Origin of the sequence: Actinomadura vinacea, from assembly GCF_039532545.1 — a bacterium.
GTDB lineage: Bacteria > Actinomycetota > Actinomycetes > Streptosporangiales > Streptosporangiaceae > Spirillospora > Spirillospora vinacea.
In genome coordinates, this window is sequence record NZ_BAAARW010000038.1 from 227,315 (window position 1) to 253,407 (window position 26,093).

The 26,093-nt window shown below is 69.2% G+C and carries 27 protein-coding genes; 15 read left to right on the forward strand and 12 right to left on the reverse strand.

Translation table 11 applies throughout. The features are described 5' to 3' along the window. Nucleotides 1-20: 20 nt before the first annotated feature. The 4 genes from ABD340_RS40870 to ABD340_RS40885 all read right to left on the reverse strand — a co-directional run bounded on the left by ABD340_RS40870 (nucleotide 21) and on the right by ABD340_RS40885 (nucleotide 4,742). Entirely contained in the window at nucleotides 21-2,516 is a 2,496-nt protein-coding gene (locus ABD340_RS40870; RefSeq protein ID WP_344596667.1) for a tyrosine-type recombinase/integrase, read from the reverse strand. Next, nucleotides 2,513-3,775: a tyrosine-type recombinase/integrase gene (locus ABD340_RS40875; RefSeq protein ID WP_344596669.1), complete on the reverse strand. Its 1,263-nt coding sequence runs from the start codon at nucleotides 3,773-3,775 to the stop codon at nucleotides 2,513-2,515. The genes ABD340_RS40870 and ABD340_RS40875 overlap by 4 nt, the downstream gene beginning before the upstream one ends. Before the next feature lie 9 nt (nucleotides 3,776-3,784). Continuing rightward, nucleotides 3,785-4,048: a hypothetical protein gene (locus tag ABD340_RS40880; protein WP_344596670.1), complete on the reverse strand. Its 264-nt coding sequence runs from the start codon at nucleotides 4,046-4,048 to the stop codon at nucleotides 3,785-3,787. Nucleotides 4,049-4,334: 286 nt separating this feature from the next. Further along, on the reverse strand, nucleotides 4,335-4,742 hold the full coding sequence (locus ABD340_RS40885; protein ID WP_344596671.1) for a RidA family protein: 408 nt from the start codon (nucleotides 4,740-4,742) through the stop codon (nucleotides 4,335-4,337). A 143-nt stretch (nucleotides 4,743-4,885) separates the two neighbouring features. Here ABD340_RS40885 and ABD340_RS40890 point away from each other — a divergent pair, with 143 nt between their 5' ends. Then, nucleotides 4,886-5,266 carry a winged helix-turn-helix transcriptional regulator gene (locus tag ABD340_RS40890; RefSeq protein ID WP_344596673.1) on the forward strand — a complete coding sequence of 127 codons (381 nt, stop codon included), beginning with the start codon at nucleotides 4,886-4,888 and terminating at the stop codon, nucleotides 5,264-5,266. Between the two features lie 118 nt (nucleotides 5,267-5,384). Here the strand turns inward: ABD340_RS40890 and ABD340_RS40895 are convergent, their stop codons facing one another. After that, nucleotides 5,385-5,546, reverse strand: a complete 162-nt coding sequence (locus ABD340_RS40895) for a helix-turn-helix domain-containing protein (RefSeq protein WP_344596674.1) — start codon at nucleotides 5,544-5,546, stop codon at nucleotides 5,385-5,387. Nucleotides 5,547-5,629: 83 nt separating this feature from the next. Between ABD340_RS40895 and ABD340_RS40900 the strand changes: the two genes are divergently transcribed. From ABD340_RS40900 to ABD340_RS40915, 4 genes are all read left to right on the forward strand, one after another. Continuing rightward, nucleotides 5,630-6,712 (forward strand): hypothetical protein, encoded by a 1,083-nt coding sequence (locus tag ABD340_RS40900; RefSeq protein ID WP_344596676.1) that lies wholly within the window; start codon nucleotides 5,630-5,632, stop codon nucleotides 6,710-6,712. A gap of 30 nt (nucleotides 6,713-6,742) precedes the next feature. Continuing rightward, nucleotides 6,743-7,483 carry an SDR family oxidoreductase gene (locus ABD340_RS40905; protein ID WP_344596677.1) on the forward strand — a complete coding sequence of 247 codons (741 nt, stop codon included), beginning with the start codon at nucleotides 6,743-6,745 and terminating at the stop codon, nucleotides 7,481-7,483. A gap of 60 nt (nucleotides 7,484-7,543) precedes the next feature. After that, nucleotides 7,544-8,443, forward strand: a complete 900-nt coding sequence (locus ABD340_RS40910; RefSeq protein ID WP_344596678.1) for an SDR family oxidoreductase — start codon at nucleotides 7,544-7,546, stop codon at nucleotides 8,441-8,443. A gap of 72 nt (nucleotides 8,444-8,515) precedes the next feature. Continuing rightward, the gene (locus ABD340_RS40915) at nucleotides 8,516-9,556 is read left to right on the forward strand and encodes a TetR/AcrR family transcriptional regulator C-terminal ligand-binding domain-containing protein (protein WP_344596679.1); all 1,041 of its coding nucleotides are present in this window, start codon (nucleotides 8,516-8,518) and stop codon (nucleotides 9,554-9,556) included. 311 nt (nucleotides 9,557-9,867) lie between these two features. Here ABD340_RS40915 and ABD340_RS40920 read toward each other — a convergent pair whose 3' ends face one another. Further along, nucleotides 9,868-10,110, reverse strand: coding sequence for a type B 50S ribosomal protein L31 (locus ABD340_RS40920; RefSeq protein ID WP_344596681.1), 243 nt, complete (start codon nucleotides 10,108-10,110; stop codon nucleotides 9,868-9,870). A 104-nt stretch (nucleotides 10,111-10,214) separates the two neighbouring features. Here ABD340_RS40920 and ABD340_RS40925 point away from each other — a divergent pair, with 104 nt between their 5' ends. Then, on the forward strand, nucleotides 10,215-10,757 hold the full coding sequence (locus ABD340_RS40925; protein WP_344596683.1) for a hypothetical protein: 543 nt from the start codon (nucleotides 10,215-10,217) through the stop codon (nucleotides 10,755-10,757). 7 nt (nucleotides 10,758-10,764) lie between these two features. Here the strand turns inward: ABD340_RS40925 and ABD340_RS40930 are convergent, their stop codons facing one another. Further along, nucleotides 10,765-11,250, reverse strand: coding sequence for a GntR family transcriptional regulator (locus tag ABD340_RS40930; protein ID WP_344596685.1), 486 nt, complete (start codon nucleotides 11,248-11,250; stop codon nucleotides 10,765-10,767). Nucleotides 11,251-11,424: 174 nt separating this feature from the next. Between ABD340_RS40930 and ABD340_RS40935 the strand changes: the two genes are divergently transcribed. The 5 genes from ABD340_RS40935 to ABD340_RS40955 all read left to right on the forward strand — a co-directional run bounded on the left by ABD340_RS40935 (nucleotide 11,425) and on the right by ABD340_RS40955 (nucleotide 15,243). Continuing rightward, the gene (locus tag ABD340_RS40935) at nucleotides 11,425-11,670 is read left to right on the forward strand and encodes a hypothetical protein (RefSeq protein ID WP_344596686.1); all 246 of its coding nucleotides are present in this window, start codon (nucleotides 11,425-11,427) and stop codon (nucleotides 11,668-11,670) included. Then, nucleotides 11,667-11,939 (forward strand): hypothetical protein, encoded by a 273-nt coding sequence (locus ABD340_RS40940; protein ID WP_344596688.1) that lies wholly within the window; start codon nucleotides 11,667-11,669, stop codon nucleotides 11,937-11,939. The genes ABD340_RS40935 and ABD340_RS40940 overlap by 4 nt, the downstream gene beginning before the upstream one ends. 253 nt (nucleotides 11,940-12,192) lie before the next feature. Further along, complete coding sequence (locus ABD340_RS40945; RefSeq protein ID WP_344596690.1) at nucleotides 12,193-12,462, forward strand: WXG100 family type VII secretion target; 270 nt, start codon at nucleotides 12,193-12,195, stop codon at nucleotides 12,460-12,462. A gap of 372 nt (nucleotides 12,463-12,834) precedes the next feature. Further along, nucleotides 12,835-13,995 (forward strand): RNA-guided endonuclease InsQ/TnpB family protein, encoded by a 1,161-nt coding sequence (locus ABD340_RS40950; protein WP_344596691.1) that lies wholly within the window; start codon nucleotides 12,835-12,837, stop codon nucleotides 13,993-13,995. Nucleotides 13,996-14,352: 357 nt separating this feature from the next. Then, on the forward strand, nucleotides 14,353-15,243 hold the full coding sequence (locus ABD340_RS40955) for a DUF6571 family protein (RefSeq protein ID WP_344596693.1): 891 nt from the start codon (nucleotides 14,353-14,355) through the stop codon (nucleotides 15,241-15,243). A 682-nt stretch (nucleotides 15,244-15,925) separates the two neighbouring features. On the opposite strand, the gene ABD340_RS40960 is transcribed toward ABD340_RS40955, so the two are convergent. Together ABD340_RS40960 and ABD340_RS40965 are read right to left on the reverse strand one after the other, a co-directional pair. Then, entirely contained in the window at nucleotides 15,926-16,363 is a 438-nt protein-coding gene (locus tag ABD340_RS40960) for a VOC family protein (RefSeq protein WP_344596695.1), read from the reverse strand. 1 nt (nucleotide 16,364) lies between these two features. Next, a complete protein-coding gene (locus ABD340_RS40965) occupies nucleotides 16,365-16,931 on the reverse strand; it encodes a DinB family protein (protein WP_344596697.1) in 567 nt (188 codons plus the stop codon). Nucleotides 16,932-16,991: 60 nt separating this feature from the next. Here ABD340_RS40965 and ABD340_RS40970 point away from each other — a divergent pair, with 60 nt between their 5' ends. Further along, nucleotides 16,992-17,951: a helix-turn-helix transcriptional regulator gene (locus tag ABD340_RS40970; protein ID WP_344596698.1), complete on the forward strand. Its 960-nt coding sequence runs from the start codon at nucleotides 16,992-16,994 to the stop codon at nucleotides 17,949-17,951. Here the strand turns inward: ABD340_RS40970 and ABD340_RS40975 are convergent. Then, entirely contained in the window at nucleotides 17,892-18,338 is a 447-nt protein-coding gene (locus ABD340_RS40975; RefSeq protein WP_344596699.1) for a DUF5360 family protein, read from the reverse strand. The two genes, ABD340_RS40970 and ABD340_RS40975, sit on opposite strands and share 60 nt — an antisense overlap. Nucleotides 18,339-18,341: 3 nt before the next feature. Beyond that, entirely contained in the window at nucleotides 18,342-18,878 is a 537-nt protein-coding gene (locus tag ABD340_RS40980; protein ID WP_344596701.1) for a TetR/AcrR family transcriptional regulator, read from the reverse strand. A gap of 130 nt (nucleotides 18,879-19,008) precedes the next feature. Between ABD340_RS40980 and ABD340_RS40985 the strand changes: the two genes are divergently transcribed. Both ABD340_RS40985 and ABD340_RS40990 read left to right on the forward strand, forming a co-directional pair. After that, on the forward strand, nucleotides 19,009-19,536 hold the full coding sequence (locus ABD340_RS40985) for a DinB family protein (RefSeq protein WP_344596702.1): 528 nt from the start codon (nucleotides 19,009-19,011) through the stop codon (nucleotides 19,534-19,536). A gap of 44 nt (nucleotides 19,537-19,580) precedes the next feature. Beyond that, on the forward strand, nucleotides 19,581-20,135 hold the full coding sequence (locus ABD340_RS40990; RefSeq protein WP_344596703.1) for an exonuclease: 555 nt from the start codon (nucleotides 19,581-19,583) through the stop codon (nucleotides 20,133-20,135). A gap of 1 nt (nucleotide 20,136) precedes the next feature. Here ABD340_RS40990 and ABD340_RS40995 read toward each other — a convergent pair whose 3' ends face one another. Further along, entirely contained in the window at nucleotides 20,137-24,759 is a 4,623-nt protein-coding gene (locus ABD340_RS40995; protein WP_425547517.1) for an FtsK/SpoIIIE domain-containing protein, read from the reverse strand. Nucleotides 24,760-25,159: 400 nt separating this feature from the next. On the opposite strand from ABD340_RS40995, the gene ABD340_RS41000 reads away from it, so the two are divergent. Beyond that, the gene (locus ABD340_RS41000; protein WP_344596706.1) at nucleotides 25,160-26,092 is read left to right on the forward strand and encodes a hypothetical protein; all 933 of its coding nucleotides are present in this window, start codon (nucleotides 25,160-25,162) and stop codon (nucleotides 26,090-26,092) included. Nucleotide 26,093 lies beyond the last annotated feature (1 nt).

Genomic DNA, 26,093 nt, shown 5'->3' on the forward strand with positions numbered 1-26,093 from the left:
CGGGGGGGGGGGCAGGGTGGTCACGGGGTTCCTTCGGGTGCGGGCGGGACGGACCGGCCGGCGATGTCGGGGAATGCGGGCATGCCGAGGCGCACGCCCTGTTCCTGGCGTTGCAGGGAGGTGTCGATCTGTGCGAGCTTGTCCTCGGTGCCGGCGAGGCTGACCTTGAGGCCCTCGATCTCGCCGAGCCAGCCTTCGCGTTCAGCCTCGGCGATGCGGTCGTGCAGGTTGTCCCGGATCTCTTCGAGACGGCTCCGCTGGGCGGGGTCCGGCCTCAGGAGTGAGCACCTGACGCACGCGTGTTCATGGACGCAAGGTGACGCGAACGCGCGGGCGCAGGTGCCCACGGACACCTTCCGCTTCTCGAAATGCGCGAGGAAAGCGTCCCACTCTTCCTCGGTGGGAGTACGGTATTCCTCGCTGGGCCGGGTCGCTCGTCGACGGGCGATGAACGCCCGGTGGGCCTCGATCGCCTCGGCAGGGTAGACGGCCGTGTACCCGATCGTGGTGTCGATGGTCTTGTGCCCGCAGATGACCTGGGCGATGTGGGGCGGTAGGCCGCTCATGATGGCGTCGGTCACGAAGATCCTGCGGAAATCGTGCGGGGAGAACATGAGTGGGTCGCCGGCGGCGTCGGTCAGGCCGGTCGCGGCGAGCGTGTTGATGAGCAGTTTGCGGATCGCGCTGGGGGTGAATGCCCGGTTCTCGCTGCCGATGGGCCGTTGGAAAAGCAGCGGCATCGCAGGGTTCCAGACCCGTTCCCGGACGTCGTAGGAGACGGTCAGCGGGACGCCGCCGCTGGGGCCTCGGAGTCGGCTGATGATTGCCGACAGGATGTCGGCCAGCTCGGGGCTGACCAGGAGAAGTCTCTCGGTATCGGTCTTGCTCGGGGCGATCTGCAGCAGCGGGACGAGCTCGCCGGTCGAGGGTAGCCGGTACTCGGTGATGCCGTGGTGGGTGAGTTCCAGGAGCTCCTCGCAGCGGATCCCGGTCAGCCTCAGGACCTCGATCGTGGCGAACCCCCAGAAGGCTTCTTCTTCCTCATACGACAGGTTGCGGCGCTTGCCGGTGGCGGTGTCGTCGGCCCACACGTGCCTGCCGTTGGCCGTGGGCGTCATGGCCCTGCGCAGTGTCCCGCCGGTTCCTTCGATGATTTCGCCGGGCGGTGTCGTCGTGGCGGCCTGGAGGTGGCGGGCGGTGGTGGCCCTGCGTTCGGCGGCGGTGCGGGTGAGGACGGGCAGGACGGGCAGCCGCTCGCGGGTCCGCTGGTCCATCCGGGCCTTGCGCCGCCTGCGTTCCTTGGCCCAGTTGATCTCCGCGTCGCTGACCGGGCTCGGTACCGCCCACTGCGCCCAGCGTTCCGGCTCCTCCATGGCCCACTGGGCGATGTCGAGATAGAGCGCCCGGACGCGTATCAGCTCGTCCTTGGCGTTGATGCGCGGGCGGGTGACGACGGTTTTCTTCCCGTCGGGGCCGGTGACGCTGCGCTTGATCGTCTGCAGGTCTTCCTTCCAGGCCCGGGCGACCTCCGGCGGCAGCCGTAGCGTCGTGATGCCCGGGGACAGGGCCTCGACCCTGGCCCAGAACAGGCCCGCCAAGGACGCTGAGATGGTTTCCAAGCTGGCGTAGTCGAGTGCGGGCTGACGTTCCTTCAGGTAGTCCACGAGCAGGTCACGGACCGGTTTGCACTGCAGCCGATAGCGGTCGACAAGTTCCTCGATGGTCAGCTGTCCCTGGGCCATGCCGAACGCGCGGATGGTGGCCGGGGCGTCGGTGGGGAAGATTCCGAGAGCATGCAGCCGGAGGTAGAAGTCGACCTTGTTCTGACCGCCGCGGGAGTGGACCAGCCGCTGGGTGTCGGCCATCTCCACGCAGTCCCCGACGGCGATGTCGCTGATGACGCCGCCCTTGCAGGCCAGGATGGTCGCGATCCTGGTGGCCGCGAGCCTGGCGTCCTTCAGGGCGGACGCTGGCCCGGCCTCGGCGAGCTCGCGCAGCCGGGCGAACCCGGCGGGGTCGCGTACTTGCGCCATGACCGGGGCCAGGTGCCTGTGGGCCCGGGTCACCATCCAGGCCATGCCGGGGCGGATCACGTCCCCGCAGATCAGCATCAGCAGCCCCGACGAAAGGTCGTTCTCGTCATAGGAGGCCGCGGTGCCGTTGTCGCGCAGCCAGCCCAACGGGAGCAGCAGCCACGAACTGCCCGGATGCTCCTCGGCCCCGGAGGCTTCCCACCGCTGCTGCCAGGTGTCTCCGGGAAACGAGGACAGCCAGCGCAGCAGCTTGGCCGTTCCTCGGCGCCGTCCCGCCCGGGTCGCCTTCACTTCCGGGAGGAACGGCGGCGAGGTCAGCCGCCGCAGCACCTCGTCCTCGCCCTGGGCCGTCGCCGGCCACCATTCCTGGGCGACCCGGGGTGGGAACTGCCTGCGCAACTGGCTGTTGCGCGGCTGCGCCGGAGCCGCACTGCCCGCCGTTGCCTGCTTGCTCCGGATCGTGTGCTTCACGACAGCGGTCATGACGGCCGCCCGAACAGCACCGACAGCGACTGAGGGTCATAGCCCGGTGCCGGCTGCGGCGGCGGAGCCTGCTCCGCCCGGGACTGGCGGGCATGGTGGGCGAGCACGCCCTCGATCACCTCGTCCCGGGTGGGGGTCAGGTAGATCTCCGTCGTGGTCAGGTGCGCGTGCCCCATCACCCATTGCACGTCGGTCAGGCTGAGCTCGCCGTCACGGGCCATCCTGGATGCTGCCGAATGCCGCAGGTCGTGCAGCGTCCAGTTCGCTCCGAGTGAGGCGTTCACCCGCTCGAACATCCGGTGCGCCCCGTGATAGCTCAGCGGCCGGTAGGGCCGCCGCAGCGTCCACCAGGCCGGTTGCCGTCGACCCCGGGGCGTTCCCATCCGGAGCAGTTCCTGCTGGTAGAGCCGATGCCACACGAACGCGTCCGCTGATGCCGGGAGCTCCTGCACGGCCCGCGTGCCCTTGCGGACCACGCTGATCAGCTGCTCGCCGGGACGGAAGTCGCACTGCCGCATGCCCAGCAGCTCTGCGGCCCTGGCTCCAGTGGAGATCCAGAACGCGACAAGAGCCCGGTCCCGGTGCGAGCGCAGAGACGCGAACAGCTTGTTGAACCACTCATCGGGGATGGCCCGCGGGATCCGCTTGGGCACCGTCGGCCGGTAACGCCCGGCCCGCTCTGACCTCCACTCGTCCATCGGGTTGTGATGCGCGTTCGGGCGACCGCGACGGCGACGGGAGGCATCCAGCGGGAACGGGTTCAGCACCGGGCCGGTGCCGCAGTCGCGGTGGAAGTCGTAGAACCGGCGCAGCACCGTCTCGCTATGCGCCACAGTGGACGGCGCATACCCGTCGCCAGACGCCGGCTTGCCGGTCACCAGGTTCGGCGCTCCCGCTACCAGCGAGGACAGCCGGGCTGCCTGGGGCCGGGACGTCTGCAGCCGCTGCTTGGCCGTCAGCTGGATCCAGCAGCTGAAATCCCTCGCCTCGGTCCGCGACGCGCGATTCCACTCCACGGCGACGGCGTCCAGGAACCGCCACCATCGCAGGAGGTCAATCGAGTACGACCTCAGCGTCGACTCCGACCTGCCCGACGCCAGCAGGTCCCGCAGGAAAACCGACACCGGCTCCACGACCTCGCCGCCGGGACCCGCGATGCGATACGGCTCACCGGCATCGCCGGTAGCCACGAGACGACCCGCCCGCGACACCACGAGCCGGGACAGATCGCGTCCTTGTTCCCCATCCGATTCGATCACGCGGACAAATTAGCGCCAGTCATCGAAACTCGCCATGAACTGCTGAAACATCGGAGTTAGTTCAGTTAACGGGGCATCCGCTGCCCCGTCCTCCAACTCGACCCGGACCAGAAGCCCTGCCTCATCGAGATCATCGGCAACCTCCGCGACCGCGTCGCCGAAGCGAAGGCCAATGGCTGGCTCGGTGAGGTCGAAGGCCTCCAGGTCAGCCTCACCGCCGCGACCGCCAAGCTCACCAACCTCAACCGCACACCCGCCGACGGCCGCCCCCAACTAGTCGCCCTCGGCATCCCCACCTTCACCGACCCGCAACGATCAGGAGAACCCCGACCATGAAACCTCTCCTGTCCCGTCCACGCGAACCTTGCGAGTTCCGGATTTGCCTTGCGAGCGGCTGGACATCGACGGCTGCTGTTCGGACCTACCTTGCGAGTCCCTGCTCAGCGACCCCGGGCGCTCGCACGCCTCGGCCGGAACGGACACCTGTGACCGAGCACACTGGTTGGCGGATGAGCACCGTAGCTGGCCGCTTCGGTGCTCGGTGAGCCGATGACGTCTTTCAGTCGAGGATCGCGGTGGCTTCGATCTCGACCAGGTGGTCGGGGACGTCCAGTGCGGCAACGCCTATCAGCGTGGCCGGCGGGGCCGGGGTGACCCCCAGCTTCGCGGCTGCGCGGGAGATCCCTTCCAGGAGTGCCGGCATCTTGTCGGGGGTCCAGTCGACGACGTAGAAGGTCAGCTTCGCCACGTCGTCGAAGGAGCCCCCGATCTCGGCCAGGGCGGTGCCGACGTTGAGATAGCTCTGCTCGACCTGGGCGGTGAGGTCGCCTTCGCCGATCGTGACTCCCTCGGCGTCCCATGCGACCTGCCCGGCGATGAAGACCAGCCTCGATCCTGATGCGATCGACACCTGCCGGTAGACATCGATCTTGGGCAATCCACTGGGGTTCACAAAGGTGATGGCCATGCTGTCCGTCTCCTCGTCCTGAGCGCCCGTGGGTTCGCGTCCGCGACTACTAAGACACTCTTGATCTCTTGTGGTTACTCAGGAACTGTAGGAGAGTGGCTGCTGACATGGAAGAACGCACTTTTCAGTGACTGGAGAACCTTATGGTGACCAAGCAGTTCACGGGCTCGCCCGAGGACGCGGACCTGGCGCGTGCGGACTCCTTGGCGCGGGAGATCTTCTCCGACGTCGCCAACAAGTGGGCGTTCCTGATCGTCGAGGGTCTCGGTGATCGCACCCTGCGCTTCAGCCAGCTGCGGAACGAGATCGAGGGCATCAGCCACAAGATGCTCACCCAGAACCTGCGCATGCTGGAGCGCAACGGCCTGGTCGAGCGCACCGTGTATCCCACCGTCCCACCACGCGTCGAATACACCCTCACCGAGCCAGGCCAGGCCCTGCGAGCGACAGTCGACGGGATGTGCGGCTGGACCCGCCGATACCTCGGCCACATCGAGGCAGCCCGCCGTCACTTCGAGCGCTGACTTCTGTGGCCAACTGGGGGGCAGCCCACATAAGCCCAAAACCCACATTGGGATGATCTTGAGTGGATCCCGGGGGTGATACTGGCGGAAACGGGATGCGGGATGGGACAGCTACTGGTCAGCCTCGCGTGAGTGCTGAGTAGGCGGTGGAGCGGCCGATTTTGAGGGTGCGGGCGGCTTCGGTGACCGAGGCGCCGTCGTCGACCAGGCGGCGCAGCGTGGCCAGTTCGGCAGGGCCGATAGCGCGCGGCCGGCCGGTCTTCTTCTTGTCGGGCAGCATGGCGCCAGTGGCTTCGCGACGTTTGGCGGCGGCGATCCCCTCGGCCTGGCGTTCGGCGCGTAGCTCCAGTTCGTACTGGCGTGATGGGCCAGCACTCGCCTGAGGACCCGCCAGAGCAGGCCGTCGGCGACGACGGCGAGGACGCCCTGGATGCCGATATCGTTCAGTTCGCCACCTTGGAAAGCAAAGGCCCCTGGGTGCTGGCCTATCTGGTTGCCAGACAGGTCGAGCCCGGCGAAGGCTCCGGCGTCGGACTCGAACAAGAGTCCACGAAGCGTTTCGGTCGAAACACATCGTGGACTGATGTTCGAGATGTTGCGGACCGAAGCAGCTTCCGGCGCATCAGTGCCCGGGAGTTCGCCCGCCGGGCCGGCACCAGCGCCAAGCGGGTCATGGCCCTCTGGGACGTCTGGAACCGCCTGGCCGCCGAGGGCGTCGTTCCGCACGCCCTCGCCATGCATCCCGGCGACGACGTCGAACTTCCCGATGCCGAGCAGTATCCGTTCGATGGCAAGAACGGCTACTACCGCGGCTGGGATGCCAGGAACATCTCGCCCAAGCGGCGCGAGGCGATCGAGCGGGAGGCGGAAAAGTCCGGAACCCGCCCCTCGGCCAGCACCTACGTCATGACCCACCCGACGGCGGTCAAGACCGCTCTGCTGGCCGATGAGGGGTCCCGGGCGGCGGCGCGGGAGGACCTGGAGGAGTTCGAGGCCCGGCAGGCCGCCGCCGATGCGGCCGACCGCGCTGCGGCCGCCGAGGTCACCAGGCATCGGCAGAGCGAGTACGACAGCGAGTACGACGGCGAGTACGACGAGGCCGTGCGCGCCGAGCGGGAGTCGCTAGCCGCCCAAGCCCGCACGGCCTGTGACGGAACCGAGGCCGATGCCTCCATGGACGTCTTCAACGCCATGGCCGAGATCCGCATGGCCGCCTCGCGGCCACTGTCGCTGCTGCACAAGCAGCAGATCCGGTTCACCGCCGACCGCGCCCAGGCCAATCGCCGAACTCTGCGACGGTGCCGAGGCGGCCATCACCGCCGTCCGCGACCTGGCCACCGGCTCAGCCCTGGACGACGCCGCGAAGAGGTGTCCGTCCTCGATCGTCCGGAAAATCTTGCCCACACATATGGACGCCACGTTCATTACGCGATTATATGTACGTAGCGTTCATATCAATCGGTAAGGGAGAACCCCATGAACACCTCCACCACCGATCGCGTCGCGCTGGTCACCGGCGGCTCGGGCGGCATCGGCCGTGCCGTAGCCGAGCGGCTCGCCCAGGACGGTTTCGCGGTCGCCGTGCAGTACGCGGGCAACAAGGCCAGGGCCGAGGAAACCGTGTCCGCGATCACCGCGGCCGGCGGCAGGGCCCTGGCAGTGGGAGCCGATGTCGCAGACGAGACCGCAATGAGCACGGCGTTCGACGCGGTCGAGTCGGCCTTCGGCGGCGTCGACGTGGTCGTGAACACCGCCGGCATCATGATCCTGGCGCCGATCGCAACGTTCGACCTCGCCGACCTGGACCGGATGCACCGCACGAACATCCGCGGCACCTTCGTCGTCTCCCAGCAGGCGGCGCACAGCGTCCGCCCGGGTGGCGCGATCGTCAACTTCTCGACCTCGGTGGTCCGCACCCAGCTCCCCGCCTACGGCGCCTACGTCGCCAGCAAGGCCGCGGTCGAGGGCCTGACCCTCACCCTGGCCCGTGAGCTGCGCGGCCGCGACATCACCGTCAACGCCGTCGCGCCCGGCCCCACCGCCACACCGCTGTTCCTGGACGGCAAGGACAACGCCACCATCGCGAAGTTCGCCCAGGCGACCCCGCTCGAGCGGCTGGGCCGGCCCGAGGACATCGCCGAGGTCGTCTCCTTCCTCGCCGGACCCGCCCGCTGGGTCAACGGACAGATCCTCTACGCCAACGGCGGCCTCGCGTGACCCCTGCCGCGCACGCAGAAAACCCGCCCCCGGCCATCACTGCTGAAAGGAACCACGCTCATGTCCACCACCGGCAACGTCGTCGTCATCACCGGCGCCTCCAGCGGATTCGGGGCCCTCACCGCCCGCGCGCTGGCCGACGCCGGCCACACCGTCTACGCCGGCATGCGCCAGACCACCGGCCGCAACGCGCCCCAGGTCCAGGCCGCCGCCGACTACGCCGACGAGCACAACGTCGACCTGCGCTCCATCGAGCTCGACGTGAATTATCAGAACTCGGTCGACACCGCCATCGCACGGATCGAGGCCGAGCACGGCCACATCGACGTGCTGATCCACAACGCCGGCCACATGGTGACCGGGCCGGCCGAGGCGTTCACCCCCGACCAACTCACCGAACTCTACAACGTGAACGTGCTGTCCACCCAGCGCGTCAACCGCGCCGCGCTGCCGGGCATGCGCCGACGCGGACAAGGGCTGGTGCTCTGGGTCTCCAGCACCAGCGTCAAAGGCGGCACCCCGCCCTACCTCGCCCCCTACTTCGCCGCCAAGGCCGCCATGGACTCCCTCGCGGTGTCCTACGCCGGCGAACTCACCCGCTGGGGCGTGGAAACCTCGATCATCGTCCCCGGCTCGTTCACCAGCGGCACCAACCACTTCGCCCACTCCGGCCGCCCCGACGACACCACCGTCGAGGCCGAGTACGAGACCAGGTACGCCGGTCTGATGGACCAGGTGGCGACCAAGCTTGCCGCCCTCGCCCCCCAAGACGCGAGGGCGTCGCTAGTCTCCGACGAGATCGCCCGTATCGTCGCCCTGCCCGCCGGACAGCGCCCCTACCGCGTTCACATCGACCCCGCCGACGACGGATCCGAGGAGGTCTCCGAGACCGCAGACCGCATCCGCCGTGAGTTCCTCACCCGCATCGACCTCGCCGACCTGCTCACCGTCCAGCGCTGAACCCCGGGCCCGGGACGGGTGAGGGACATCAGCCCTCCCGTCCCGGCTCCCCTCACCACCGAGGCGATCACCATGACCACCATCGATACCCCGGCCGCCATCCAGACGTTCATCGAGGCGACCAACCAAGGCGACGCCAAGGCATTCGCCGCCGCGTTCACCCACGACGCCAACCTCGATGACTGGGGCCGCGAGTACCACGGCCGCGACGGCGTGCGCGCCTGGGACCGCACCGACAACATCGGCGTCCAGGCACACCTCGAGCTGGCCGCGATCGATCCCGGCTCGTCCCCCGACACCTATGTCGCGACCCTGACAGTGACCGGCAACGGCCACAACGGCACCGGCCCCATGACCTTCCACCTGCGCGACGGACTGATCGCCAGGCTGCGGATCGCCCGTGACACCGGCCGCGACACCACCCGCCGACTCGACCGCGGGCAGCGCCCGCCTGGAAACCGACACGCCCCCCGCAACCGAGCAGGAGCACACGTGGCGAACAACGCGAACGGCCCCGCCGCCAAGGAAGGCAACGGCCGCGGACGAGGCCGCCGACCCGCGGACGAGGTCCGCGCAGATGTCCTTCGCACCGTCGGCGACCTGCTGCTCACCGAAGGCATCGCCGACCTCACCTTCGAACGCATCGCCAGGACATCGGGCGTCAGCAAGACCACCCTCTACAAATGGTGGCCCTCCAAAGGAGCCCTCGCCCTGGACGGCTACGTACACGCCGTCCAGGAAACGCTCGCCTTCCCCGACACCGCAGACATCCGCGCCGACCTGCTCACCCAACTTCGCGCCTTCGCCCACGTCATGACCCAGACCCCAGGCGGGCGAGTACTGACCGAGCTGATCGGCCAGTCACAGACAGACCAGGACCTGGCCACCGCCTACCGGAAGCTGTACTCATCGCGCCGGCGCAGACTCGCGGCGGAACGCCTCCACCGAGCCCAGGAACTCGGCCAGATCCGCACCGACATCGACGTGCAAGTCCTCATCGACCAACTCTGGGGCGCCGTCTACCACCGACTGCTCATCCCCGACGAACCCGTCACCGACGACTTCATCGTCGCACTCGTCAACAACTTCCTGGACGGAATCCGCCCGACGTAGAACGGTCGTGACCGCGATGAACGCCACGAAGATCCAGATCGGCTGTGCCTCGGCCAGATTGACCCGGTTCGCGGCGGCGGTCAGCTCGACCACACAGCCGTTCCGGACGACCTCGGCCAGTACTTCGTACATCTCGGTCCCGCTCATCCCGGGCATCGCCGCCGCTGTGGGCTCACCGAAATCCTTGGTCAGAAGGTCCGTGACCTGGACCGAGATGTCGAGATCGAGCACCGGCACGCCCACCTCCCGCGCGTTCTGAAGAAGGCCGCATCATGAACGCGCTCGTAGTCCGGAAAAGGGGCCCGCCTGTGTCACTTCCCGTACCGCCGCCTGAACTTCTCCACCGCGCCGGTCGAGTCCAGGACCCTGGTCCGGCCCGTGTAGAACGGGTGACTGGCCGAGGAGACGTCCACGTCGATCACGGGGTAGGTCCGGCCGTCCTCCCACTCGATCGTCAGCCCGCCGCCGGCGGTCGAGCGGGTCAGGAACGCGTGCCCGGCGCCCCGGTCGCGGAAGACGACGGTCCGGTACTCGGGGTGAATGTTCTTCTTCATCGCTACCTCCCACCGAGCCCAACAGAGTGATAACCATTTTCATTCCACGTAGATCGTCCGGCGGGTGTATCTTCGCGAGGAATCCGCCGACGACCGGGAGTCCGATGGGCCGCCGCTGGAGATACCTGGGCCTGGCGCTCGCCACGGCCTTCTGCGTTGTGCCGCCCTCGTCCACGATCGGCATCGACCGTCCCACGGTGGACTCCGAGACGCGGGAACAGCTCACCGTCGCGGCCAGCAGCCTCGTCCAGTTCCGCTCCCGGGCCCTCGTGCGGAAGGTCAGCCACGACCCCGAGCGCGTCCCCACCGAGGTCATGGGCGTCGCCATCGCCCCGCGCCTGGCCCGCGTCCAGGAACGCGCCGTGCGCGACCTGGAGAACCGCAACCGCGCCCCCGTCGAGGGCGGGCCCGCCTACACCGGCGCCCGCACCCGCCTCGCCGACGCCCGGGCCGTCCGCGCCGGCGACCACATCACCCTCGACGCCGTCGAGAAGACCGAGATCCGCCACGAGGCCGGCAAGCTCGTCCAGTCCGTCCGCCGCCGCTTCGACTTCGTCGCCAGCGGCGACCGCATCATCCTCACCGGCGAACGCGTCCTGGACGCGGAAGCCCAACCCGTGAACGACCCCGACCCCCGCTCCCGCTAGTCCCGGGTCAGTCGCGAGGGCTCACATAGGACCCGCGCTGTGGCACGGTGTAGATCAGCCCCTGCTCCCGCAGATACGCGATAGCCCGCCGCGCCGTCACGCGACTGACCTCGAACTCCTCGACGATCTTCTTCTCGCTGGGGATCGGCCCGCCCGGGCGCAGCCGTCCCGCCTCGATGCGCTCCTTGAGTCGGGTGGCGATGCGCTGGTAGGCGGGCGCGCTGTCATTGGTCGACCAGGTGTCGATCACGCTCTCGGACCCGCTCTGGACGACATAGCTGCCACGCTGCGGCAAGGTGCGGACGAGTCCTTCGTCGCGGAGCCAGGCCACCGCTCTGCGGGCCGTCTCGCGCGCGATGCCGAACTCCTCGACCAGCTCCTTCTCGCTGGGGATCCGCCGTCCCGGAGGCAGGGCGCCGGACTCGATCCGACGCTTGATCACCCCAGCGACCTGCTGGTAGATCGGCGCGATGGCTCCCGGATCCCAGTCCATGATCCGGACACTAGACGTCTGCAGACGTCTTACTTTGTCCAGGTACGTCTGTCATACGTCTGTTGGCTAGACGTCTTTAACACGTCTAGATTGCTCGATGAGCGTTGTCGGAAGGGAGAAGAGATGGAGCCCAGGACGAGAGTGATGGTCCGCCGGGCCGGACGGCCGCGTGTCGTGAGTGAATACGGCGACGGCCTCGACCAGGTCATCAGCCGGCGAATCCAGGGGGCGTTCCTCGGATGGAACGTCCTGGTGAGCGACGTGGGGCGGTGGTGGGCGACCCGAGGGCCGCTCGACCGGACGCAACTCCGTGCGGGCTGGGAGGCGTCGCTGGACGCTGACACGCCCGGACAGCTCTGCGAGCGGCTCGCCGACGAGGCCGTCCGGGATCGGAGGCGGCTCGGACGGTGGGGCGTGTGAGTGACGGTGACGGCGTAGAGCGGCTGGAAGAACTGGCCGAAGCCCTGGGCAAGCTGGGCGTCCCGGCAAGGCTCAGGGCAGCGGACGACGGCCGGACCTGTCTGCGGGCCTCCCATCCCCAGGTGCCCCTCAGTACGGACGTGCACGTGCGATCCTTCGAGGCCGGGGCGTGCTTTCTCTCCGAATGGGAGACGATCATTTGCCCGGCGGCGAATACCGCGGAGGCCGTCGCCTACATAGCCCGGCTCCTCGACCTGCGAATTTCTTGACGCAGGGTAATAGGCCACGTCAGGTCATGGACAGAGAGTGATCATTGAGCGGCGGCTGCCCATCGAAGCCCGTGCTCAGACGTGGTCCGCATGGCCGCATCCGGACAGTCCGTCCGTGCGGAAATGCGGCACAATCGTCAGCCGATGATCGATTGGCCGCTGGATTGTCGTGAACGATGAGTCGTAGGCTGTCGGCATTGCCTGGAAAGCAACCCCTGGGCGTGAGGCCGTTCCGGCGACGAAAGGGTCGACCATGACCGACAAGAGAGGCGCCAGCATCGGGGCGCTGGAAGATCTTTCCCGGATGTTCAGCAAGCACTCCCGGAACCTGGACGCTCTGATCAAGGACCTGAACGGTCGCACGGTCAGCAGCCAGGAGATCTGGTGGGGCCCGCAGGCCGACCGGTTCCGCGCAGCGTGGATGGAGGCCAAGACCGCCTTCGACAAGATGGCCGTGGCGCTGGAGCAGGGCGGCCAGGACATCAAGCGTTCGCAGCAGAACATCGAGGCGGCCACCCGCTGACCGTCGCCTCCCGATAGACCGCGGGTCCCGGCCCATCCCCCCGAGGCCGGGACCCGTGCTTGACCTAACCCCGCGCTACCACCTGAGTGACAGGGTGACTCCATGGCGTGACGGATCGTCACGTTCGGTGGAACACTTAGGCGAGTAACGAGGGAGTGCACATTGAACGAGGCCGATCGTTTTCGGCTCCAGTTGCTGCTGGGCAGGCTTCAGCAGTCTTCTTGCGAGGAACCCCGGCCCTTCAGGGCCGGGAGGAATCGCATCCCCAATAGTGCGGCGCGCAGCGCCGCGGCACCTTCAGGGCATCCTGCGACATCCACCGTTCGGTGACTTTGGGTGATAGTATAGGTACGGAATGCTACGGTCGGCGGTGTGAAGCTCGTGGTGCAGGTGAAACTGCTACCCGCTGCCGAGCAGGCGGCGGCGTTGGGGGCGACCCTGCACGCGGTCAACGACGCGGCGAACTGGGTGTCGGCCGTGGCGTTCGAGCAGTACGGACTGAAGGCGCGTGAGAGGCCGTTGCGCAAGCTGTGCTACGGCGAACTCAAGGCCCGTGGCCTGGGGGCGCAGGCGGCCCAGCATGTGATCAAGCGGGTGGTGGACGCCTGCACCACGCTGCGCGCCAACATCCGCAACGGCAACCTCGGCGGCGAGCACTCCAAACGCCGCCGCAAGGCCACCTCCAAGGCCATCGTCTTCCGCCCCGACGCCGCGCACACCTTCGACGACCGCTGCCTGTCGTGGAATTACGACGGGCAGACGGTGAGCATCTGGACGGTGGCCGGGCGGATGAAGAACCTGCGGTTCGCCTGCTCCCCGGACGCGCTCAAGCAACTGATCGCACACCGCAAGGGCGAATCCGACCTCCTCCACCGGGACGGCACGTGGTTCCTGATCGCCACGATCGAGGTGCCCGAACCGCAGGTGCTCGAACCTAAGGACTTCCTCGGGGTGGACCGGGGCGTCGTCAACCTCGCCACCACCAGCGACGGCACCGACCACCAGGGCCGCAGGCTCGCCCGCTACCGGCGCCGGCAGGCCCGCAAGCGGGCCGAACTCCAGGCCAGACGAACACGCTCGGCCAAACAACTCCTCCGCAAACGGGCGCGGCGCGAGCAGCGCCACGCCACCCACCTCAACCACAAAATCTCCAAACAGGTCGTCGCCGTCGCGGCACGCACCGGACGCGGCATCGCCCTGGAACAACTCCAGGGCATCCGCGAACGGGTCACGGTTCCTCGCGACCAGCGGGCACGCCTGTCGTCCTGGCCCTTCCACCAACTCGGGGCCTTCATCGCCTACAAGGCCCGCCGCGCGGGCGTGCCGTTCATCGAGGTGGACCCGGCCTACACCTCCCAGCGCTGCCCGCGCTGCGGCCACACCGCCAGGAACAACCGTCCCTCGCGGGACCTTTTCTGCTGTCGTCGGTGCGGGCTCGCTGGCCCCGCCGACCACGTCGCCGCCGTGAACGTCAGAGACCGTGCACGGACGGCGTGGGTATTTGTCAACATGCCCGCACCGGCCCCGGCATAGCCGGGACCAGTGGATGTGACCCGCGACCGTCCTCCCCAAGCACGGCCGGGAGCATAAACAGAGCCCTATCGAGACTGAGCCAACAAGCTCGCTCCCTTCGGGGCCGAGTAGTTGACACCTTGTCGGACGAGCACTGGCACACGTTCACCGGCTCCAGGCGGGCCATGGACGACCACACCTGGGTCGGCGGCGCGTCCGCCCAAGGGTTCGGCCGCGAACTCGAACGCAGCGACCGCGACCTTCAAACCCAACTCCGCAAGGCGCTGGAAATCGTCCAGGACAACCTCCGCCAAGGACGCCCGAGCCCACTTCAAGGTCGAGAAGGAGAAGGAGGGGTCGGACCACATACTCAAGATCGTGGACGGCAAGAAGGAGTCCTTGGCCGTCCTCTCCGGACTCCGCCCGTACACGGCCGACATCCTCGCGACCCACATCCGCAAGGTGAACGACATCTACGGCACCTTTATCCTCGGTGCGAAACGTGCTGACGCCCCAGTCACCGACGTCGATCTCGACTACGTACTGCTCGACGTCTCCCGGGATGCCAACGCCTTCGACAAGCTGCTCAAGGCCCAGATCGCCCACGCGAAGGTCGACATCCAGAGCGCCGTAGGCACCGGCAACCGCGACCGCCTCAACGGGGCCGTCGTCGCAAACGCCCAGATCTTCGGCCACCTCCTGGAAGCCCGAAACCAGACGGTCCTTGCGGAAGGAGGCCGGGTCGAGGCGGCCAACAAGCAACTACAGGCCAACGTCTCCAGCCTCCTTGGCCTGGTCGGCAACGCGGGCGCGGAAATCGTAGGCCAGCGAGGCGGCGCCCCTGCCCAGATGGCCTACGACGCGACGATCCAGGCCGTCCTGGACAAGATCTCCGCCCAGGCCGTCAAGCCCTTCGAAGAGCAGCCCGCCGACATCACCATGGAGCCCAAAAACAACACCGAAGCCATAGAAGCACTCTTCGGCCAACTCCTGGTCTCCTCACTGATCACGCACAACAAAGCCGATCCGAACGACCTCAAGGGCGAGCCCTTCGCCACCGACGACGACCCTCCGCGCCTACGCCCTCTTGATTCGCTGACACCAGACGAATACGAGAAACTTCTGCAGTATTCGCGAAACAAATTTCCGACGATCCGTGCACTGCAAGGTGATGCTCTCAAGGAGATCGGCAACGGGATGACCCGGGCGACCTGGCACTATCGCACGGAGGATGGCCGTTCCAATGTTCGTCAAAGTGGGCAGGGATGAGATCGTACTGGCCCATTGCCCTGGTGCGCGTTGACGTTCTTGGCGGGAGATTGTAGCGATGGTGAGGGCACGCCCAGGCCGACTGCCGTGCCAAAAGTCGTGCCGATCACAGATGCAGCCCCATACCTATGTGACCTGGTCCCCGTGAAAGCATTTCGAGACGTTACGGGACTGGCAAGCCAGAAGCGTCCTGAGTGGAGTGGCGTCGAGGAAGGTTCGAGGCTGTGCATAGCGCACTCGAATCGTCGGAAAGCGCTGGGTATTCATTGGAGTTATCGTGACGGCGAGAAAATTCTCGAACCGCTAGAGCGTTCCTTTGTGGAGAACAGTCCATCGCGTCTTCCGCGGGAGTTGGGGCGGGGTTTCGCAAGCCCTGATGCGGGAGTCGCGCATCCCAACTATGTAATCAGCCTCTTCCGATGTGGGAAAGAAAGGCCGTGGATAAGTATCGATTTCGTCCCGGTGGTGCGGGGGGCGGGATGCGGTGCAGGATATGTTCGCGTTCATGCGGATCGCGCAGCAGCGGTTCGGTCAGATCTACAAATGCACACCGAGGCCGTCGTAACTGAAGAGGTGAAGCTGCCTCAGCGTCTCCGTGGTGCCGTTTGGGGACGGCGGTCATGCTGGGGCCGCGGATCCCGGTTCGTCTCCGAGGCCGGGATCCGCGCTCGCCCCGCGCTGGTCAGTCGAGGCAGAACTCGTTGCCCTCGGGGTCGGTCATCACGATGTGGCCGGCGCCGAGCGGGGGTGCGGGTTCGTGCCGCTCGACCCGGGTGGCGCCGTGGGAGACGAGCCGTTCGGCCTCGGCCTCCAGGGCCGCCATCCGTGCGTCGCCTTCGAGTCCGGGGGCGGCTCGCACATCGAGGTGCACGCGGTTCTTGGCCTGCTTGCCCTCCGGCACCCGTTGGAAGAACAGCCGCGGCCCGGAGCCCTCGGGGTCGACCACCGCCGAGGCGTCGTTGCGGCTCTCGGGTGGCACGCCTATCGCTTCCAATGCCTGCTCCCATGATTCGAAGCCTTCGGGCGGGTCCTGCAGCCGGTAGCCGAGGGCCTCGGCCCAGAACGCGGACAGCCCGGCCGGGTCGGCGCAGTCGAAGGTGATCTGGACGTCGCGGGCCATGTCAGCTCGCCTCCCGGTGTGAGTAGAGGTCGCGGAGCAGGCACACCTCTGCCAGATGGTGGATCATCTCGCGGTTGATGTGCAGCACCAGCCTTGCCAGTGAGGAGTCGGCGTACGGTCCCTCAGCCTCGCCGCATGGGCGGGCGAGGCCGGTTTCGCCGAGGGACTCGACCCCGGCCAGCCATGTGGCGTACTCCGCGTCGAGCTGGGCCAGTGCCTCGTCCGCGGTCGCGGCGTACTCGAACGACTGGTAGTCGGTGGGCGCGCGACCGAAGTGCGCGGCGTTGCGCACCGCGAGCACGCCGACGATCACGTGCCCGAGCCGCCACGCGATCGTGCTGAACGGCGGCGGGTCGGGCTCCGGCATCGCGAAGTCGATGGTCATCGCGCCGGATCCGGCCTGCACCGGTGCGGTGCCGGTGCCGCGCGGACGCACGCTCCAGCAGTCGGGCACCGGTTCCCAGAAGTACTCGTCGTCGGTGAGCCCGTCGAGGCGTGGGCGCAACTGGTTGGTCCAGTGCCAGGTGAGCTGGTCTCGGACCAGGAAGTTCCAGGTCTGGTCGGTCATGGGACCAGCCTGCCCACAATAGCGGACAGTATCGTTCCTTGATTGTGGAACGATGAGCGCGTGACCGTTGAGGCGACGACAGAGCGGGTGCTGCGGCTGTTGGCGCTGCTGCAGCGGAGGCCGTCCTGGACCGCCGCCGAACTCGCCGCCGAGCTGGGGGTCACCGACCGCTCGGTGCGCCGCGACGTGGAGCGGCTGCGCGCGCTCGGCTACCCGGTGCACGCGACGGTGGGCGTCGGCGGCGGCTACCGGCTCGGCGCGGGCACCCGGCTGCCGCCGCTGCTCCTCGACGACGAGGAGGCGATCGCGACGGCGGTTTCGCTGCGGCTGGCGTCGGGGGGCACGGTCACCGGGGCGGGCGAGGCGGCGCTGCGGGCGCTCGCGAAGCTCGACCAGGTGATGCCGCCCCGGCTGCGCGCCGAGGTGCGGGCGGTGCACGGCGCCACCGAGACCCTCGTCGGCCCAGGGGTCGAGATCGACGCGGAGTTGCTGGTGACGCTCGCGCGGGCCTGTCGCGACGCCGTGCGGGTGCGGTTCCTGTACCCCCTTCGGGACGGAGGGGAGCGCGAGCGCACGGTCGAACCGGTGCGGATGGTCACCACCGGCCGCCGCTGGTACCTGATGGCCTGGGACGTCGACCGCGACGACTGGCGCACCTTCCGCCTGGACCGGATGCGCGAGGTGGTGGCGACGACCTGGCGCTTCCACGCGAGGGAGCATCCGGACCCGGTCGCGTACGTGCAGCGGTCCGTGACCGCGGCGCCGTACCGGTATCCCGCCCGGGTGCGGCTGCACGCCCGGCCCGACCAGGTGCGGGAGCTGGTGCCGCCCCAGGTGGGGCGCGTCGAGGACGATCGCGACGGGTGGTGCGTGCTCGTCATCGGCGCGGAGGACCTGGACTGGATCGCCATGCATGTGGCCCGGCTGGGCTTCGAGGCGGAGGTGCTGGAGCCTCCGGAGCTACGGGAGGCCGCAGCCCGGCTCGCCCGCCGCCTCGCCGCGCTGGCCGGACCCGGCTGACGGCCCGGTGGTGACCCCGCGGATCAGGACGATGAGGGCGGGCAGGGGGAACAGCAGCAGGAACAGGTTGGGCAGCCACCAGGTGAGGGTGAAATCGCCGCGCAGCGCCCAGAATGCCACCGCCTGGAGGCCTGCGGTGCTGGTCAAGGTGAGGGAGACCAGCATCAGCGGACGCCAGGCCGACGAGGCGCACAAGGCGGCCAGCCCGGTGAGACTCGCGGCCAGGTCGAGCAGGACGAACGAGTTGTTCCAGTCGCTCAGGATCGGGTCGGTGTAGTCCTGGTAGGCCAGTTCGGGCGGGATCAGGTGGGTGAACACCACCGCCCAGTACAGAAGCAGGCAGACGTCGGTGACCAGCATGGCGATTTTCGTCGCGCTCAGCAGCACATGTCAGCCCTCCTGGCCGATCATCTCGGCGAGCCGGGCGCGTACCTGGCGGTGCAGGTCGTCGCGGGGCGGTGCCAGGTCCAGCAGCCGCGCCGGCCACCAGCCGTCGACGGCGAGCCGGACGAGGTGGGCCGTGGCCGGATCGAGGCCGTCGCCGGCCAGCCTGTCCTGCCAGACCTGGTAGCACCGCCGCAACGACTCGAGTGTCTCCGGGCCGCCGGACGGCCCGGCGAGCAGAGCGACCGCGACCAGGTCGGCGTGTGCTCCCGCGGGGACGTCGGTGTCAGGGATGGTGGCGTCGAGCCAGGCCCGGGTGAAGGCCCCCGGTGGTGAACCGGACGGGGGCAGTTCGGCCTCGAACCGCTCGACCAGCCGATCGAGCACGCCTTGGATCAGTGTCTGCTTCGACCTGAAGTGGTGGAGCAGGCCGCCCTTGCTGACTCCGGCCTCCGCGGCGACCAGGTCCAGCCGGATGGCGTCGGTCCCGCCCGAGACCAGCATTCGCTCGACGGCGTCCAGAATCCGATCTCGTATCCTCATGCTCCCATTGCCGACCGTCTAGACGCTTAGCCACATCTGGCAGGTCTAGGACAGAAATTGACCGCTACGGGGCCTAGCGTGGTTCGAGCCGGGAAGGAAGCCCGGTTCTGGAGCATGAAAGGCGGAGACCATGGGCGAGACCATCACGGTTACGGGCGAGCGGGCCGATCTGCTGGCGGCGCTGGGCAAGGCGCGGCACTTCCTGCGCTTCACCGCCCGCGATCTGACCGACGAGCAGGCCGGGCAGCGGACGACAGTGAGCGAGCTGTGCATCGGCGGCCTGATCAAGCACGTCGCGTCGGTCGAGCGGAACTGGGTCGTCTTCATTCTGGAGGGGCCGTCGGTCATGCCCGACTTCACGGCCATGACCGAGGAGGACTTCGCGCAGCGGGCCGCCGAGTTCCAGATGCAGCCCGGCGAGACGCTGGAGGGCGTGCTGGACGAGTACGAAGAGGTGGCGCGCCGGACGGATGAGGTGGTCGCCACCCTGCCCGACCTGGGCGCCGCGCATCCGCTTCCCAAGGCTCCGTGGAACCCGCCCGGCGAGGAGTGGTCGGCCCGCCGGGTCATCTTGCACATCGTTGCCGAGACCGCGCAGCATGCCGGCCACGCCGACATCCTCCGCGAGGCCCTGGACGGCTCCAAGACCATGGGCTGATTTATCCGCTGGCTGTCGCTTCGCGCTGTCAGTAGGGTCCCGGCATGGGGAAGTTGCCGGAGTTGTACGTGGCCGTCGATGTCGAGGCGGACGGGCCGATTCCCGGGCCGTACAGCATGATCTCGCTGGGCATGGCCGTCGTCGGGCGGGACGACCTGCGGTTCTACACCGAGTTGCGGCCGATCTCGGACGAGTTCGTCCCCGAAGCGCTGGCGGTGTCGGGGCTTGACCGGGATCGGCTGCTGCGGGAGGCGCCGGCTGCGGAGGAGGCGATGGCCGCGGCGGCGAAGTGGATCAACGGGCTTCGGAAGGAAGGGCGGCCCGTGTTCCTCGCCGGGCCGGCGGTGTTCGACGGGATGTTCGTGCACTGGTATTTCCACCGGTTTCTCGGCAAGAGCCCGTTCAGCGCGAGTGGCTCGGGGATCGATCTGCGCAGTTACTGGATGGGCTTGGAAGGGTGCGAGTGGGTCAGCTCGCGCAAGAGCGTCATCAAGCAGAAGCTCGGCGTCACGGGACTGCCGCACACGCATCACGCGGGTGAGGACGCGGCCGAGCTCGCGGGGGTGTTCGAGGCCATCCTGGCGTCCCGGAAGGAGTAGGTCACCTCTCCGAGTCGCCGCTGACCGGGGGCGGGAGGGCCACCTGGACGCCGGTGGTCATGCCGGTGGCGACGAACAGGCCGCGGCCGGTGGGGCCGCCCAGGGACGCGTTGCGCGGAAGGCGGAGGCCGAAGAGGTCGCCGTCGTCGGGGGAGCCGACCGACAGCAGGACGCCCGAACGGGACCGGCGCGTGTCGGACAGGAAGCCGCGGTAGCCGCGGCCGAGATCCTCGGTGGTGCCGCCGATGACGATGGCGTGCTCCCCGTCGCGGGCGGTGCGCAGCACTTCGCGGAGGGCGTCGTCGAGGTCGGTCTCGTCGAGGAGCTCGGCGTCGTCCACGACGACGACGTAGCGGTGCTCGTCGCCGATGGCGGCGTGCAGGTCGTCGGACTCGGAGTCTGAGGTGAGCAGGCCCAGGACGCCGGGACGGCCGGCCAGGAGGCGCAGGGGCGAGCGGCGCGGGGTGATGAGGACGACGGGGACCAGCCCGCCCGCGACGGTCGGGTCCAGGAGCGAGTGGACGATCGTGCGGAGCGTGGTGGAACGCCCCGAACGCGGTGGGCCCGCCACCACGAACCCTGGGCCTTCGTTGAGGAGGTCGATGCCGACGGGGGCGAGGGTGTCTCCGCCTACGCCGACCAGGCTCCAGAGCGCGGACGGGGCCAGGAAGTCCTGGTCGAGTGCCATCGCCTCCCGGTAGGTGATGCGGACGGGCAGTTCGTCCACGTGGACGGGGCGTTGCTTGCGGGGAAGGCGTCCGTAGCGGCTGACGCAGGTGCGGGCGATGTCCTGCAGGGCCGCGACCTGGGCGGTGCCGGACGGGTCGTCGCCGAGCAGGCCGATCTGCGATTCTCGCAGGGGGAGGCCCGGCGTGAGGAGTTCCAGGGCGCGTCCGGGCGGCATCGCAGCGGGGACCTGCTTTTCCTGGAGGCCCGCGTACCCGTAGTCGTTGGGGTCGGCCATGCGCAGGATGAGGCGGCGGTCGAAGACGGTGGAGATCTGGCCGCTGAGTCCGGTGCGGTCGCCGGTGAAGACGGCGCGCAGGCCCACGGCGGCGCCTTCGCGCAGGAGGCGGAGGACGGCGTCGACCAGGCGGCCGTAGTCGTAGTTCTCGAACGCGCCGACGAAGCCTTCCCAGCGGTCCAGCAGGAGGGTCATGTAGGGGAGGCGGTCGGTGGCCGCCACGGAGGCGCGCTGCTCGGCCAGGGACGCGAAGCCCGCTTCGGCTAGGAGTTGCTGCCGGCGGGCGACTTCGGCGGAGAGGGCGGTGAGCAGGCGTTCGCAGCGGTCGAGCTGGTCGCGGGTGACGACCGCGCCGCAGTGCGGGAGCGAGACGAGGGGGAGGAGCGCGTTCGCGCCGCAGTCGATCGCGTACAGGTGGACGTCGTAGGGCGAGCACGCGCCCGCCAGGGAACCGGCGATGGTGCGCAGGGCGGTGGAGCGGCCCGATTGGGCGGAACCTGCCAGGTAGAGGTGGCCCCCGTTGGCGAGGTCCAGCGCGAGGGGCTCTCTGCTTTGGACGGCGGGCAGGTCGGTGATGCCGAAGGCGATCGGGGGCACGTTCACCACGGAACCCCCTGCGGCCGTGCGGGGCGTTAGGCGGACCTGGTCGGGCAGTGGGGTGAGCCAAGGGGACGGCTGGCGCGGTATGCCGGAGCGTCGGGCCGCCTCGTCTATGGCGTGGACGAGGACGGCGAGGTCGGTGACCATCGTGTCGTCGGCCGGTTCGCGGGGCGCGGGCAGGGGGCGGCCCAGGCCCTGCCACGTGACGGGCAGGACGGTGGCCTCGTTGCCTAGCGCGGCGCCTGGGCGCCGCCCGCCGACGCGGGCGGACTGGACGGCGTGCAATTCGGACGCGCCAGAGCGGATGTAGCAGCGTCCAGGGGTCGCCTTGGAGATGTGCGCGGCCTCGGCCGCGTCCAGCACGTCGGTGGACTCGTCAGGGTCGGTGACGCGCAGCGCGACGCGCAGGTTGGTGTTGGCGCGGATGTCGGCGGTGACGACCCCCGCGGGACGTTGCGTGGCGAGGATGAGGTGCACCCCTAGGGAACGTCCCCGGCGACCGATGTCGACCAGTCCTGTCACGAAGTCGGGCAGGTCGGTGACCATGGCGGCGAATTCGTCGATGACGAGGACGAGCCTGGGCATGGCGGCGAAGTCGGGAGTGCGGGCCCGCAGGTCGTTGTAGTCCTCGATGTCCTTGGCGCCCGCGTCGAGCAGCGTCTCCTCGCGGCGGCGCAGTTCGGCGGCGAGCGATTCGAGGGCGCGTTCGGTGGCGTGGCCGTCGAGGTCGGTGACCATGCCGACGGTGTGGGGCAGCCTGGCGCAGTCTTTGAACGCGGCGCCGCCCTTGTAGTCGATGAGGACGAACGTCATCTCGTCCGGCCGGTTGGCCACGGCGAGGGAGGCGATGAGGGTCTGGAGCAGCTCGGACTTGCCCGCGCCGGTGGTTCCGGCGATGAGGCCGTGGGGGCCGTCCGTGCGGAGGTCGACCTCATGCGCGCCGTCGGTGCCGATTCCGATGGGGACGCGGGTCGTACGGCCGCCTGTGCGCGCCCAGGCGCCCAGTACGTGATCGGCGCTGGGGTTGGGCATGTCGAGCAGGTCCAGCAGCCGCACATTGGACGGGATCGCCTCTTCGGCGTCTTCACGTGACACGTCCCGCACGGGGGCAAGCGCGCGCGCAACGCGGTCGGTCCATGCCGGGGAGACCTGGTCGGCCAGCACTGGGCCTAGCACGTCCAAGCCTTGGCCACGGAGGCGCAGCGTTTCGGGCCGGTCCGGGTCCCAGGCGGCGACGGCGGTGCATTCCTCGGGCAGGAGGCGTTCCTCGTCGTCCACGCAGATGGCGTACAGGCCGTACTCGGGGCCGCGGGACAGGAGCATGGGCATGCCCGGCACGCGGCGCAGTGCGCGTGCCCCGTCCAGCACGATGAGGATGTTGTACGGGACGCTCTCGGCTGGTTTGCCCTGGCCGAAGTGGGCGGTCTGGGCCTGGGCGGTGCGCCGCCGTTCCGTCACCCGGATGGCGAGCTCGGTGATGCGGTGCGCGACCGATTCGGAGTCGGTGCCCACCAAGGCCATGCACTCCTCGCCCTCGCGCGGCGCGCAGTGCGGCAGCCAGCGCACCCAGTTCCATTCGTCCCCGGCCTCCTGGTCTGCGCTGAGCACGACGATGGCCAGGTCGCGGGGGCTGTGCAGCGCGGCGGCCTGCGCGACCATCCACCGTGCAAGCGCGCGCGAGGCGTGCCGGGGGCCGGTGAGGCCGACGACCCCGAGCTCTGGCAGCGGCAAGGCGACCGGTACGAGATGCGCCGTGGGCACTCGCACGTCGCCCAGTTCGGGATCGGTGGTGGAGGTGGCGGCTTTGTCGTCCAGGCCGGCCAGTTCGATACGGGCGGGGAGATCGGCCACACCTAGACGCAGATGCAGCGTGTCGGCGTCGGTGAGGCGGCGCTCCCAGAGGCGTCGCCTAGGGCCGGTCGCCGTCAGCAGCACTTCGGCGGGGTCGGGGTGGATCGCGCGCCGTTCGGCCTCGTCCTCCTTGCGAAGCCCGTCGAGCTTGCCTCCGAACTCGGCGACCTTGCCCTGGTACTCCTTCAGTGCCTTCTTGTACGACTTGCGCCCGTGCAACCGGTCGCCGACCCATTCCCCGACCGTCATCACAGGCCAGGCCAGCGCGAACAGCGCCCACCACCACTGCCCTAGGGCGAACGCCATGACGAGCCCGAAAGCGGAGAACAGCAGCGCGCCGAACAGTCTCAGCCGTTCGCGCGGGTTTCGTTCGGGACGCTTGGGCACCTCCAAGTGGCGGCCCCGTCCGGCAGGGTTGAGACGCGGCGGACGGTTGAACGCCAACCCGCCTTCGGGCAGCGGCTCCAGGTGCGTGTCGGGTGCGGCGCTGGGCGCGACGGTGAGGATGCTTGAACCGATGGCCAGCATCCCCCCGACCGGCCAGGTGGTCTTGCCGGAGATCGGTTCCCCGTCCAGCAGCGCGCCCCCGCCGAGTGTGCGCGCGGACGCCTCGACCTGCACGGCGTCGCGCTCCACGGTGACGCGCAGCGAACGTGCGGGGATCGCGGAATCGTGCACCGTGACGTCCACGTCGGGGCCCGATCCGAGCGTGCTGGCGCCGAGCCCGAGCCGGTGCACCGAGCCCGCCGCCGGGCCCGCGACCACGCGCACCTCGACCAGGCCGGTCGGCTCGGCGAGGACGGTCGCGGCGGCGGTGCGCTGCTCGACGGCCACGACCGCGCCGTCGCGCAGCTCCCGGACGGCGCGCGCCTGCGGGTCGAGCATCCGGCCGTCCATCCAGAGCGCCCGCTGACCGCTGTCACCGCCGTTCGCCGCCGCGTCCTGCACGGGACGGGCCGCGGCCAGTCCGCCGGTGGCCGGGCCGCCCGCGGCGATCTTCGGCAACGACTCCTTCGAAAAGCGTGGTCTCAGGACTCCGGGCCGATGATTCGGCGACGATTCTCCGTCCGCGCCTCCGCCGTGGCCGTCCTTGCCGTCGAGGGCGCTGAAAAGGGAACGAGCGACACCGTCGACGGTCACCTCCGAATCGAGATTGATCACGACATCCCGTGGCCCTCGGCCGGTCAGTGCCGTGAACGAGATCCGCATTCGAGCCCTCCCTGGCGCGCCGCCGCTCGGGTCAGCTTAATTACCCGGCGGGTTCAAGGGGGCGGAGCCGCGGGACCGGCCCGTTCGCCCCGGGCTCCGGGCAGCCCGGCCTTACCTTCGGTGGTCACCGGTCTTCCCCTTTCGTGCAACGTCCCGTTGCTCTCATGACATATCCGACGGTAACGGCAGAAGTCGGCTCCGTGTTGTCAGCGATTTCTGTGACTGTTCGTAAGAACGGAAGTGATCAACGTTAATGCTGGTCAACGGCGCACATCACGTTACGGACCGGCTTCACCTCGCCGAATCCATTGACGCGGCATCATCGGCACCGCAAGCATGGATCGCCCGGTGAAGCGGGATCTCGCGGGGGGCGGGTCCCGCAGGGGCGAGAAGGGAGCACGTGGGCAGTGCGATGAAGTCCAACCAGTCGGCCGTCGCAGGAGGCGTCGCGACCACACCGGCCGGCGGCCCCGGCGGCGACGGCCTCGGCCGTTCCGGGCTGGGCGCCGCGGGCGGCCAGCGGCTTCCGGCCGCCCCGCGCGAACGCAAGCCCGCGCTCGCCGCGCTGGCCGTGCTGCTCATCCTCGGCGGCGCGCTCGCCAGCGCATACCTGGTGATGGCCAGCGGCCAGCGGGTCTCGGCGATCCGGATCGCGCAGCCGGTCGCGGCCGGGCAGCGCATCCCGCTCAACGCCCTCGAGGAGGTCCAGGTCAGCGACACCGGCGCCGACTACTACATCAACTGGACCGAGCGCGCCGCGGTGGCCCGCACCTACGCCGCCGTCCCGCTCGTCCAGGGCGCGCTGCTCACCAACCGGATGGTCAGCCGCACCGACGACGCCGCCAAGGGCCGCGTCGTCGTCGGGCTGGCGCTCAAGCCCGGCCAGTTCCCCTCCCGCGGCATGGAGACCGGCAAGCGGGTCAGCCTGTACGCGGTGGGCGGCGGCACCGGCGGCGGCCCGCGCGCCGGCACCGTCCTGTCCGCGGACGCGATCGTGGTCGGCGTGACGCAGGGCGGCGACAGCGGCCGGCTGCGCGGCGACCAGACCACGGTGGACGTGGCGGTGCCGCCGAACGAGGCGCCGCTGGTGACCCAGGGAGCCTCCGCCGGCACGGTCGCGGTCGCGCTGATCCCCGAGGGCACCCGGGTTTCGGGCGGGCAGCCGCAGCAGCCGCCCCCGACAGGGAACCAGGGGCAGCCGGAGGGGCCGCAGAGCCCCTCGCCCGGCGCGTCCCCGAACGGCGGGACGGGAGGGGCCGGCGGCGCGGGCGGCCGCACCCCGCAAGGCCCGGGCGGCGGCTCCCAGGCCCCGAACGGTACGGGCGGGAACTGAC